11 protein-coding genes and 2 pseudogenes are annotated in these 11,870 nt (G+C 70.7%); 7 read left to right on the plus strand and 6 right to left on the minus strand.

All coding sequences use genetic code 11. The features are described 5' to 3' along the window. Positions 1-572: 572 nt before the first annotated feature. The gene (locus ABTY20_RS06085; protein WP_351995774.1) at positions 573-983 is read right to left on the minus strand and encodes a hypothetical protein; all 411 of its coding nucleotides are present in this window, start codon (positions 981-983) and stop codon (positions 573-575) included. A gap of 347 nt (positions 984-1,330) precedes the next feature. Between ABTY20_RS06085 and ABTY20_RS06090 the strand changes: the two genes are divergently transcribed. The 5 genes from ABTY20_RS06090 to ABTY20_RS06110 all read left to right on the plus strand — a co-directional run bounded on the left by ABTY20_RS06090 (position 1,331) and on the right by ABTY20_RS06110 (position 5,429). Next, positions 1,331-1,915: a TetR/AcrR family transcriptional regulator gene (locus ABTY20_RS06090; protein ID WP_351995775.1), complete on the plus strand. Its 585-nt coding sequence runs from the start codon at positions 1,331-1,333 to the stop codon at positions 1,913-1,915. Positions 1,916-1,986: 71 nt separating this feature from the next. Further along, positions 1,987-2,562 carry an MFS transporter gene (locus ABTY20_RS06095; protein WP_351995776.1) on the plus strand — a complete coding sequence of 192 codons (576 nt, stop codon included), beginning with the start codon at positions 1,987-1,989 and terminating at the stop codon, positions 2,560-2,562. Between the two features lie 28 nt (positions 2,563-2,590). Beyond that, on the plus strand, positions 2,591-3,355 hold the full coding sequence (locus ABTY20_RS06100; RefSeq protein ID WP_351995777.1) for an SDR family NAD(P)-dependent oxidoreductase: 765 nt from the start codon (positions 2,591-2,593) through the stop codon (positions 3,353-3,355). 735 nt (positions 3,356-4,090) lie between these two features. Continuing rightward, a complete protein-coding gene (locus ABTY20_RS06105; RefSeq protein ID WP_351995778.1) occupies positions 4,091-4,501 on the plus strand; it encodes a hypothetical protein in 411 nt (136 codons plus the stop codon). 79 nt (positions 4,502-4,580) lie between these two features. Next, positions 4,581-5,429 (plus strand): SDR family oxidoreductase, encoded by an 849-nt coding sequence (locus ABTY20_RS06110; RefSeq protein ID WP_351995779.1) that lies wholly within the window; start codon positions 4,581-4,583, stop codon positions 5,427-5,429. A 17-nt stretch (positions 5,430-5,446) separates the two neighbouring features. Here ABTY20_RS06110 and ABTY20_RS06115 read toward each other — a convergent pair whose 3' ends face one another. Then, complete coding sequence (locus ABTY20_RS06115; RefSeq protein ID WP_502991750.1) at positions 5,447-6,673, minus strand: MFS transporter; 1,227 nt, start codon at positions 6,671-6,673, stop codon at positions 5,447-5,449. 580 nt (positions 6,674-7,253) lie between these two features. Between ABTY20_RS06115 and ABTY20_RS06120 the strand changes: the two are divergent. Next, a pseudogene (locus ABTY20_RS06120) lies at positions 7,254-7,461 on the plus strand (Tn3 family transposase); the annotation flags it as partial. Positions 7,462-7,516: 55 nt separating this feature from the next. Here the strand turns inward: ABTY20_RS06120 and ABTY20_RS06125 are convergent. The 4 genes and pseudogenes from ABTY20_RS06125 to ABTY20_RS06145 all read right to left on the minus strand — a co-directional run bounded on the left by ABTY20_RS06125 (position 7,517) and on the right by ABTY20_RS06145 (position 10,866). Next, entirely contained in the window at positions 7,517-8,110 is a 594-nt protein-coding gene (locus tag ABTY20_RS06125; protein WP_351995780.1) for a CAP domain-containing protein, read from the minus strand. Positions 8,111-8,396: 286 nt separating this feature from the next. Beyond that, positions 8,397-8,510 (minus strand): annotated as a pseudogene (locus tag ABTY20_RS06130) (IS5 family transposase); the annotation flags it as partial. A gap of 79 nt (positions 8,511-8,589) precedes the next feature. Next, positions 8,590-9,141, minus strand: coding sequence for a hypothetical protein (locus ABTY20_RS06135; protein WP_351995781.1), 552 nt, complete (start codon positions 9,139-9,141; stop codon positions 8,590-8,592). 600 nt (positions 9,142-9,741) lie between these two features. Continuing rightward, entirely contained in the window at positions 9,742-10,866 is a 1,125-nt protein-coding gene (locus ABTY20_RS06145; protein WP_351995782.1) for a GlxA family transcriptional regulator, read from the minus strand. 53 nt (positions 10,867-10,919) lie between these two features. Here ABTY20_RS06145 and ABTY20_RS06150 point away from each other — a divergent pair, with 53 nt between their 5' ends. After that, on the plus strand, positions 10,920-11,573 hold the full coding sequence (locus ABTY20_RS06150; protein WP_351995783.1) for an HD domain-containing protein: 654 nt from the start codon (positions 10,920-10,922) through the stop codon (positions 11,571-11,573). The last annotated feature ends 297 nt before the right edge of the window (positions 11,574-11,870 follow it).

Below are 11,870 nucleotides of genomic sequence, written 5' to 3' on the forward strand. Positions count from 1 at the left end.
CGGCCACCAGGCGGCCGGGCGCCGACGCCGGCCGGCCGACGGAAGGCGCGCGCACCCCCAGGACAACGCCGGTGTCCGCATCGGCTGCGGCCGGGGCGAGCAGAGCGCGCGCCGACCGTAGCCCGCTGTACGAGGCCGGACCACCGACGTGCACCAGGGCGAGGTCGTCGCCGAAGACCGGCAGCCGCACATCGTCGGGCAGCAGCGCGACATCGCGCGAGCAAGCCGGCCGACACCGCCCGGATCACCGCAGCGTCCGGGCGCACGGGGCCGCCGCAGCCGGCCGGACAAGCCGTCACCCCGCGTTCGCGCGGCAACACCGCCACCTCGAAGCCGGAAAGCCGGAAAGCCGGACCGTGGCCTCCTCGGTGATCTGCGGCGTCACCTTGACGAGCCGAAGTGACGTATCCGAGGTTGGTTCCACTGGCCGGGTGGGGGCACAGCGCCCGGTCCGATGATCTCGGGAACCGGGCGCTGGGCGCTCGCGGCGTGGAGCGTTGGCGGTGGCGCGGCTCCGTCTCCGCGCCGCTGACGTGTGTTGCGTTGCGTTGGGCCGTGACTCGGCCCGCTGCTCAGCAGCGGTTCGCGGTGCCGGTGGACCAGAGCGGGTGGTTGATGTCGCGGTAGATGGCGAAGTTGCCATTGTTACTGATCCGCGCGAACGTCGCGCCCTGGCCCCAGGTGCCGGAGTCCCAGATCGGGATGTCCTCCTTGGTGTACACGACGAGGTTACCGTCGCCCTGGAAGACGGCGTAGGCACCGGGGTTGCCGTCGGTCGCGGTGTCCCACAGGTACTTGCCCGCAGGCGAGGTGCAGTAGAGGACGAGGTTGCCGTCTCCTTGCATGATCAGGTAGCCGCGGTCCGACTGGTAGTGGTCGTCGGGGTTGAAGCGGAAGTCGGGCTTGAAGTAGATGTTGGCCGCCTGCGCGGGCGAGGCGCCCGCCACGGCGATGCCAACCACCGCGAGGCATGCGGTGAGCATGGTCATGAGTTTTCTTCGGAGCGGCAACGGTACCTCCTGGGGCGGGTGTTTCCGGTTGGTTGCGTCACCGGCGTCGGCTGACGTCGCCGGCCTGTCCTGATACTGACGAGGGCGCGGCAGGTACTCCATCCCAGGAATTGGGGGGGTAAGCACGGGGCGGGGGCGGTTCGGTCCCCACGGGCCCCCTTGAGGGGCGAGGGGGCCGATCCCCCGCCGGCGCCGCACCGGTCGGTGTGTCCCTCATCGGCCGAGCAGGCCCGAGATGAGTTTCGAGGGCAGCATCCTCGGCACGTCGCTCCATCAGACGGTACTTGACTGATCGTTTCATTATTTCCTAGGGTTCGAACGTGGCCAGAACCAAGGAATTCGACCCGGAAGCCGCACTGCAGTCAGCCCTGGAGTTGTTCTGGCGGCGCGGCTACGAGGCGACGTCGATGGCGGACCTCGTCGAACACCTCGGCATCGGACGCGCCAGCATCTACGCCACCTTCGGCAACAAGCACGAGCTGTATCTGAAGGCGCTGGACCGCTACAACGAGACCCACGACTCGGACCTGCTGCGCGAACTGTCCCAGCCGGGTCCCGCACTGCCCGCCGTGCGCAGGGTCGTGCTGCGCTTCGCGGCCGAGGCGAGCTCCGATGACCGGCGGCTGAAAGGGTGCTTCGTCACCAATACGGCCGCCGAACTGGGCGCGCACGACACGGCGGCGACCCGCCGGGTCGAGGCGAGCTGGGACCATGTCGAGACCCTGCTGCGCTCGGCGCTGGTACGGGCCCAGGCGCAGGGTGAGCTGCCCGCGGACCGCGACCCGCACGCACTCGCACGGATGCTGCTGGTGCTGATGCAGGGTCTGCGGGTGGTCGGCAAGGCGTCGGACGACCCGGGCCGGGTACGGGACGCCGCCGAACAGACGCTGAGGCTGCTGGACTGAGCGACACCTCCCGCAAGGAGGTGTCTTCATGACCAAATTACAGAACGCTCAGTCAAATACGAGGGGGAAAAGTGAGTGGCACGCGAAGCTGGAACACCACGATCGCAGCCACGTCGACCGGGTCCACGCCCGGCCCGGTTCTCGCGCTGCTCGGCACCGTACGGATGTCGCTGATCTTCACGCTCACCTCGCTCGTCGTGCCGCTGCCCCGGATCGGCCGCGAATTCCCGCTCGACCGGGACGGCTTGATTCTCCTCAGCGCCGCCTACGGGCTGACCTTCTCCGGGCTGCTGCTCTTCGGCGGCCGCGTCGCCGACCGTTTCGGCGGGCGTCGCGTCCTCACCGCCGGGCTGCTCGTGTTCACCGGCCTGGCACCGCACAGCCCCTACGCGTACGGGCTTCTCCCCGGCCTGCTCCTGCTGCCGGTCGGCGCAGCCGCCGGCTTCGCGGGGGCCGCTGTCCTCGCGACAGACGGGCTGGAGCCGCAACAGACCGGACTCGCGGGCGGCGTCATGAACACCGCGATGGAACTGGGCCCGACCGTCGTCCTCGCCGCCCTGCTCACCCTCGGCTCCGACACCGCCTCACTCGCCGCGACGGCAGTCGCTTTCGCCGCCGCCGCGTTCCTCAGCACCCGCACGAAGTGACCGAGTACCGACCAAGGGAGTCATCACCATGACCGCACGCTTCACCGGTAAGACCGTCCTCGTCACCGGCGCAGGCTCCGGCATCGGCCGGGCCATCGCACTCGCCTTCGCCGCCGAAGGGGCCTCAGTGATCGCGGCCGGACGTACCGCCGCATCGCTCGACGAGACGGTCACCCTGATCGAGAAGGAGGGCGGTTCGGCAGCCGCGGTCACCGCGGACGTGACCCGTTCCGAGGACGTCAGGACCCTGGTCCGCCGCACCATCGAACACTTCGGCAGCCTTGATGTCGCCGTCAACAACGCGGGCGTCTTCCGGGGCGGCGCGCCCGTAGCCGATCTCCCCGAGGAAGACTGGCGCACCCTGCTCGACGTCAACGTCACCGGTGTACTCCTCAGCCTGCAGGCCGAAGTCGCCCACATGCGCGAGCAACCCACCGGCGGCGCGATCGTCAACATCGCCTCCAACCTCGGCGCGCACAGCCGTACCCCGGGCTTGGCCGGCTACATCGCCACCAAAGCGGCCGTCTCCGCCCTGACCCGGGCCGCCGCCCTGGACCACATCGCCGACGGAATCCGCATCAACGCCGTCAGCCCCGGCCCGTCCGCCACCACCATGTCGCTGCGACCGGGCGAGACCGACGCCGACCGCGCCGTTCGCTTGAAGGGCGCGGTGCCGCTGGGGCGGGTCTCCTCCACCGCCGAGGTCGCGGCAGCCGTTCTGTATCTGGCCTCGCCGGATGCCGCTTCCATAGTCGGCAGCGACCTGGTCATCGACGGCGGCGCCTCTGCCTGACCGCGGTCCCGGTCGTGCAGCGATCCCGTGCGGGTGCCGGCAGGAAGCCAACCGGACTACGCCGGAAGCGTGCCGTGGGCCGCTGTGACCACCCCCGATGGCGAGCGGCGGGATCGTGCTCAGCGACGTGCCGGGCGGCCGCGTCGGCTCCGGGGCGGGCGTGGCGTTCCAGGGGCCGTACGGAGGCGTGACGGGAGCGGGCCGACAGCATCGGCGTGGACCTGCCGTCCTCCGCTTCGTGCGTCGACGCACTGTGCCTCAGCCGGTGCGGTGTCCACCCCTCCGGGCCCTTGATGTCCTCGGGCCGGGCAAGCGGGTTGTCCAGCGGCCGGGTGGACTCCTCGAAGATCTCCTCCGCCCCGCGGCAGGAGAGCCGGCCCCGGCCGGTCTCCTCGCACACGTCCGGCGCCGCGGTCCCAGCCGGGGCCTTGCACCCGGTCAGGAACAGCGGCCCGCGTGTGCGGCCGGCGATCAGACGAGGCGGGGGCCGAGGGGCGCCGGACTGCCAGTGGATCCACTCGGTCGCTCCGCCCTCGGCAGTGGTCCTGCCGCGCTTTTCCTGCGGGTGCAGGTCCTCCATGTTCAGGCACGACGCCTCGTCGGCTGGGGCCGCTGAGGCGTGGAGCAGCTTTCGGAAGGTCTTCTTCCGAAGCGCCACGTCGGGGTGTCACAGGGCGGTGATCCGGTTCGCGGCCAGGGCCTTGGGTGCGGTCCGGCGGGGCAGGACGCCGCTCGATGCCGATCGTCGGATCGCAGGTGATCCAGCACTGCCGCTGCCACCAGCCGATCGCCTTGCGCGCGACGGGCGGCTCCCGGTTGACGGTGTCGGCGGCCGACTCGGCCGGCACCCGCGGCAGTGCTGGGTCGTCGATGACGGGGACGGCGGGCCGCTTCGCTCCACGGCGGGCCCAGCCGGTCGGCGCCGGCTGCCCGGCGACCGTCCGCCCCCACGTCGTCAGCGAGATGCCGGATGCCGACGCCTCCACCGACGCCACGGAGGAGCACATCGCCCTTCTCGTCCGACAGGCGTCCGACGACGCCGGAAGGACCACGGGGAGGCCCGGCGTGAAGGGCCCCGGCTTCGAGAGCGCTCCGGCGTGCGCCGAAGCGCCCCCTCATGAGGGGGCGACCGGTGCGCTGCCGTAGCACACCATGAGGTCGGAGCGGACGAGGCCGGGCCGGGGCCTGGGCCGGCAGGGTTGTCGGGAACGCGACGGAGGCGTAGATGGTGCGGAAGTGGCTGGTGACAGGGTGTTCGTCGGGACTGGGGCGGGCGTTGGCCGCGGCGGTGGCCCGCGCGGGCGACGACGTGGCGATCACCGCGCGTGACACCGCCGCGCTGGGTGAACTGGTCTCCGCCTGGCCCGAGCGGGTCTTCCCCATCCCGCTGGAGCTGCGTGACGCCGCCCAGTGCGAGGAAGCCGTCCGCGCCGCCGCCGGTCAACTGGGCGGCATCGACGTCCTGGTGAACAACGCGGGAGCAGGCCTGTTCGGCGCGGTCGAGGAAGTCTCCGACGCCGAGGTGCGCGATCAATTGGAGACTCTCGTCGTGGGCCCCTGGCGGCTGATCCGTCTGGTGCTGCCGCTCATGCGCGCCCGGGGCCACGGGCACATCGTCAACGTCTCCTCGGTAGCGGGCCGGATGACGTTCCCCGGGCTGGGCGCGTACGTCGCAGGAAAGCACGCCCTGGAAGGCATGAGCCGGACACTGGCCGTGGAGGTGGCCTCGCAGGGCATTCGGGTCACCGTGCTGGAACCCGGCGGCTTCTCCACCCGCTACGGCACGTCTCTCGCCGAGTCGGGCCGCCGGATGCCCGAGTACACGGCGGTGACCGCCGAAACCCTCGCAGGGACACGCGGCATGGCGGACAACCCCGACATTGGACGCCCGGAGGACTTCGCCGCCCGGTTGCTCGACATCGTCCGCGCCGACGGTCCCACTCCGCTGTGCGTCCCGATCGGCGACGACGCCTACGCCTACCTCGAAGCGGTGGAACAGGCCTCACGCGAGGAACTCGCCGCCGCCCGTGCCCTGACGCAGGGCAGACCACCGTCACCCGCGACGGCGCCGTGACCCTCCCGCGGGGCGGGTCAGGCGTTGTCCGACCAGGTCGGGCGTCGAGCGTAGTGGGCCCATACGGCGATGACCATGAGGGCGGCCGTCATGCCTCCCAGAGTCATGACCGTCGAGGGTGAGCCGGCGTCGACGACGAGTCCGCCGGTCAGAGCGCCGAGGGAGATCGTGGCCTGGAACGACGCGGTGAACACGACGGAGGCGGCTTCGGGGGTGTGGGGGCTCGCCTTGGTGAACCATGTCTGTGAAGAAACAGGGACTGCCCCGTATCCCACGCCCCAGACGATGAGGAGGGCGATCGCTCCGGCCTTCCACTGGCCCAGAACGGGCAGGAGCAGGGTGGCGGCGGCCATCATGCCCGCGGCGGTGCCGAAGACGGCCCGCGGGTGGCGTGCGACCAGGGAGCCGCCCAGGAAGTTGCCGAGGACACCCGCCGCTCCGTAGATGAGCAGGAAGATGGTGATGAGCCCGGAACCGACGTCGGTGACCTGCTCGAGGAACGGTGTGACATAGGTGTAGGTGCCGAAGTGCGCCAGCACGACCAGAACGGTCAACAGCAGTGCGAAGCGGGTGGCACCCCTGTCGAGCATGCCGCGCAGGACGCGCAAGCGGGTGGCCTGGTGAGGTGGCAGTGGCGGTGTGACGATCAACAGCATGATCAGTACGCCGACGGTGAGGCCACCCATGGCGATGAACGCGGTACGCCATCCGGCCAGGTCGCCGATGAATGTGCCGGCCGGCACGCCGAGCACGGAACCCAAGGGCACCGCGGAGAAGATCACCGCTGTGGCTCGGCCGACCGATTCGGCGGGTACCAGGCGTTCGGCCAGTGAGGCGCCGATGGACCAGAAACCGCCGATGACGATGCCGACGATGACGCGGGAGACCAGGACCAGCCAGTAGTCGGGTGCTGCTGCCGCCAGGAAGTTCGCTGCGGCGAGCAGGGCCATGAAGACGCACAGCATCAGGCGGCGGTCGATCCGTGCGGTCGCGACGGTGACGACGGGTGCGGCAAGAGCCGCGAGGAAGCCGGGCATGGTCATCATCAGTCCGGCCATGCCGTCGGAGATGGTGAAGTCGGCGCCGATCCTGGTCAGAAGTCCGATGGGCAGGATTTCTGTGGTGACGATGGAGAAGATGCCCAGCATCACCGCGATGACGGCCAGCCATCCGATCATCGGGGAGCGGTGCGGTGGATCGGACCCGCCGGGATCGCGCGTGGTGACGGTGGTGGATGCAGCCATGAAATCCGTCCCGTGATGTGTGTGCCGTTGCCTGATCACTTCAGCAGGCGGAGCGGGGCAAGGGCTGGCGGATCCGCGACATCAGCGCTGTCTCGAAGGGTGACGTCGCACATCTGCTCATGGCCGCCCCGCGGTCGTTGCAGGCCACGGGTCGGAGGAGGGACTCCGCTGCTGAGGACCGCGGCCGTGCGGTTCATGCGCGGCTCGGGCGGATTCCCTCTGCGATGCATTCACAGGGCCCTACGCATGTGCACCACGAGCGTACTTACGCACGACTTCGGCAGGATTGCGTTGACCGGCACGGAGAGCCGGACGAGGGCGGGTCCCGTGCCGGTATCCGTGGCTCTGCTTCTCCCTTCAGCCGCTGCTGGATTGGACATCTCAGCAGCCCGTGAGGTTTTCGGCGTCGACCGTTCCGATCCGGCCGACCTGTGGTACGAATTCGCCGGCTGGACCCGGAACGACGCTCGGAGTTGCCGTGCCTGCCGTGTGGAGCTCCGTGCCAAAGGAGCGGGAGGCCCACCCAGCCGGTCCTGAAGCGCAGGGGCGGCCCTGAGGTGCCATGCGACGCGCGACATGTGTCGAGACCGGTACCTACGGCGCGGTGGAGGACCTGACCCGCAACCGCGTGAACCTGAGCAAGGGGATCACGCACTGGCCGGACATGCTGGAGGTCGCCGGCTCTCTGGATCACCCACCGGGTCCGCGCCCACGACCTGCTGCGCGTGTTCGGCCGCGACGGCCGCCCGACTCCGCCGGGGGCGGCGTTCACCGAGTACGGGCGCATGCACCGCGACGCGCCCGGACCGGTATGCACCCGGCCACGCTGATGGCCCCTCCCCGTCAGGCCGGCTGACAGCTCCCGAACGTCACGACGTAGGTTCCCGCTTCGCTCGCGCCGGCGCCGGCCGGATCAGCCGCGCCTCCCAGACCCCAGCGCCCGATCTCCTTCAGTGATGGGTCGAGGACGATCTGGCGGTGCCCCCATGTGCTGACGTTCACCCACCAGTTGACGGCCGCCCGTGGTGTGCCCCCGCCGCCCCAGCCGGTGTAGGTGATCTCGTTGACCTTCCAGGACCGGGGGTTCGGGCAGTAGCCCGCGGCCTTGATACGACTCTGTGGCGTCGAGCCGGTCTGGGGGTCGGTGTGCGAGTCCTTGCCGGGCCCCCACCATTTCAGGCGCACCGCCTGGCCGGCGTGCTGAAACGCGGCGTTCGTCAGAGACTGGTTGTACGTGAGCGCTGGTAGCCCATGTCGTGCGCGTTCGGCATTGATGAGACAGACCAGGGCCTGCTGTGTCCCGAGGGTGCCGTCGCCCTCTCCCGGGCTCTGGTCGTAGTAGGCCGCGGCGTTGTCGCACTCCGAGACGGCGATGGCCTGCGACGCGGTGACGGGGACGAGGGCTGCCGAGAGAACGCCTGCCGCGACGAGGGTCAAGGTGGTTCGGGTATGTGAAGCGTGCTTTCTCACAGTGGTTCGACCTCCCCCGCACAGATGGACAGATGGTTCGAGGCGGGTGCCGGGGTTGCCGTCATGCGATGTGAAGCGCCTTCTTCAACCGTTGCCCCATACGGCACGGACCGCAACTCAACTGGGGGCCACCGCGCCCACGAGGGAGTGCTGATCAGACGGCGGTTCTGACCTCATTCATGTGCCCGTGTACGTCGAGTGAGCGATTTTGTCGGGATTTCACGGTTCCCAGAGGTCGCTTTCACCTGATGCTTCATCCCGGAAGCAGCTGTTCGGCCTGGGGTGTCGGGTCGCGCCAGGAGATGGTGTTCTCGCCGGTGAGGCGGCGGGCCACGAGGTCGGTCATGGCGAGGCGGATCACGGCTTCGACGACAGCCACGAAGCATTCCCCACCTCGGACGCGCACCCGTCTGCCGACGGCGCCTTGAGACTGTACGCAGCCGGGTTCAGACGGCCTCGAGTGTCCAATCGCCCGCCGGTGCGGAATGAACCCACAGATAACCGGGGCCGCCCACACGAACTGTCCCTCGCCGGGTTCCCGTCCTGTCCACCTCGAGTGATTCACCGGTGTCGAACGCATGATGCGTGAACTGCAGGCCACCTGAACGGTCGGCGTACTCGTAGCGCATCTCCAGCTGCTCACCCTCCCAGCTGAAGAGCCGGGTGCCGTGGCCTGTGACGGTGGTCGGCAGAGGGGGCACGTCTTCAGGCGGCATCCTGTCGAGTTGCCAGCGAGCCACGCCGTTCCCCCTCGCCTTGCACACCTCCACGTGCGTATATCTGCCCGGCAGCACGAACGGATGCCACGACCGCCCCCACGTGTGGAAAAGGACGGCATCCGACGACCGCTCCCGCGCCGTGTCGATCCAGGGTGTCGCGAAGTAGGTGGTGATCGGCCCCCGCGACCTCAATTTCAACAGTGCCGGCTTCCCGAGCGGTCGAGGGACGGCAACAGTGCGCGTCTTCCAGCCCCCCACCGGAAACGTCTGTGGTGTCACGCCCAGCCCTCCTGGGACGAGCCCCTCCGGGCATCCCCTGCTTCGCCGGCCCGGAAGGTGATCCGGGCCATCTCACAGATCATTTCATGAGGGGTTCCAGGGCCCGTCTTCAAACGGATCTCGCCGGAGGAGGCAGGAATTCGTCCGCCTCCCCGGGGCGGCGTGCAGACGGGGCCGGACGCCGGCCTCGGTCCGGTCCCGCAGCCGGCGCCAGGCCCCCCCCCGGAACAGGCCACAGTCCCCGCGGGGACGTCCCGCCAGGCGGCACCGGTCCGCGACACGTACGGGGAGCAGAGGGGCCGGTCCGTGGCGATGCGATCGATCGGCAGGAGTGTGCGCCCAGGAACAGGTACACCTTCGCCGACGTGGCGCGGGCGGCGTCGGCCGGAGCGGGTCCGAGGGCCGCCCGGAGGACGACGCGCCGCCGGCTTTCGGACGGCCGGGACCAGCGTCCGCGTGTGACCGGCCCGGCTGCCGATGGGCGCCGCGGCCTCGGTGAGCACTTCCGGCACGCTCCGGCCACGCCGGTTCGTGCGACTGCTCAGGGACCGCTTCGCCGCTCCCGCCCGGATCGGTCGCGACAGCGTCCCGAACCACCGGCTACCTGAATGGGAGGCCCTCTTGCGGCAACGGCGAGGGCGGCACCTGCCGTGAGGTCGCCGCTGGGGTTCCCGGCGTCGTTTCCGGCCGGGACGGCAAGGCGGCCGACGGGCCGGCAGCCGTCGTCGGGGCGTGTACCCGCACGGAGTCCGGCCGTGCCGTCGGGGCGAACGCCGTGCGATAGGCGGTGGGGGTCGTCCCGAGGGCGCGCCGAAAGTGCAGCCGGAGGTTCGAAGGGCTCCCCAGACCGCACCGGTCGGCTATGTGGTCGACGGCGAGGTCGGTGCTCTCCAGGAGCTCCCTGGCGCGGTCGAGCCGGGCGGCGAGCAGCCACCGCAGGGGCGTCGTGCCGGTCTCGGTGACGAACCGCCGGGCGAAGGTCCGCGGCGCCATGTGCGCGTGCGCGGCGAGCCGCGGGACCGTCAGCGGTTCGTGCAGGCGGTTCAGGGCCCACTCCCGGGTGGCCGCGAGGGTGACGCCGGGTCCTTCGGGGGCCAGCGGCCGTTTGATGTACTGTGCCTGCCCGCCGTCGCGGTGGGGTGCCGCGACCAAGGTGCGCGCCACCCCGTTCGCCGTCCGCGCGCCCAGGTCACGCCGCACCAGGTGCAGGCACAGGTCGATGCCGGCGGCGACGCCCGCCGAGGTCAGCACCTGTCCCTCGTCCACGTAGAGCACGTGCGGGTCCACCGACACCGCCGGGTACCGCGCGGCCAGTTCGTCGGCGTACTTCCAGTGGGTGGTGGCCTTGCGGCCGTCCAGGATCCCGGCCGCCGCCAGCGCGAACGCGCCGGTGCAGATGGACACCAGCCGCCGGCCCCGGGCGTGGGCCCCGGCCAGTGCGGCGAGCACGTCCTGCGGAAGCTCCCGCAGGTGCGGTGCGTACCCCGGGACCACCACGGTGTCCGCGCCACGCAGCGCTTCCAGCCCGGCCGTCACCGTCACGGCGAACCCCGCAGCGGTCGTGACCGGGCGCGTGGTCCGTCCGCACAGGGTCAGCCGGTAGGGGGCGCCGGGCACGGCGATGAAGACCTGGGCCGGGATGCCCAGGTCCAGAGGCAGGACGTCGTCCAGGACCAGTACCGCCACTCGGTGCGGTGCGGCAGGGGTGGCAGTTTCCTCTCGCATGGAGGCAAGTCTGCCACTTTCACCGATAGTTGGAGCAGGCGATCGTTTACGCCATGAACAACGTGATGACCGCCGGCGTCCCGCCGCTGCCCGACTCCCCCGTCGCCCGCCGGGCGCTGGCCCTGGTACGCGAGACGGAGTCCGCCGCGACCGCCAACCACAGCGTCCGCAGCGCGCTGTTCGCCCGGCTCCGCGCCGACCACCAGGGCGCGGAGCCGGGGCGCGACTACGATCCGGAACTGCTGTTCCTGGCCTGCGTCCTGCACGACATCGGCCTGACGCGGACCGGTGACCGTCACCAGCGGTTCGAGGTGGACGGCGCCGACACGGCCGCGGAGTTCCTCACCGAGCAGGGCCTGCCCGCCGCCGACGTCGACGCCGTGTGGGAGGCCATCGCCCTGCACACGACGCCGGGCATCGCCGAGCGCCGCGGCGTCCTGTGCGCCCTGGTGCACCAGGGGACCGGCATGGACTTCGGCTGGGACACCGGTTGCGTCGACGACGCCACCGGGGCCGCGATCCACGCCGCCTACCCGCGGCTGTCCATGGCCACCACCCTCACCGACGAGATCGTCGCCCAGGCACGGCGCCGTCCGGAGAAGGCCCCGCTCTTCTCCATCGCGTCCGAACTGCTGCGGGAGCGGTCCGCGGCGCCCCACAGGACCCGGATGGAGACCATGGCCGACTCCGCACGCTGGGGTAACTGAACATGACCGCGTACGGAATCCTGCTGTTCGACTCGGCGCCCCCCGCTGGACGTCGTCCTCGTACCGGGCGGTTCCGGCGCCCGGGAGGTCGAGCCGTACGACGGGCGGGTCACCGGCCGGCTCACCGGCACCGCCGTGCGCCACCTGGGCGGCCGGCGTCCGCACCGGACCCTTCCTGCTCCACGCCGCCGGCCCGGGCCCGCCGGACCGCCACCCGCCGGCAGTACGAGGGGACGCTCGAAGGACGCGGCGACGTCACCGTCGTACGGGGCGCCCGCCATGTGGTCGACGGCAACC

The organism is Streptomyces sp. NPDC126497, from assembly GCF_040302425.1.
Classification (GTDB): domain Bacteria; phylum Actinomycetota; class Actinomycetes; order Streptomycetales; family Streptomycetaceae; genus Streptomyces.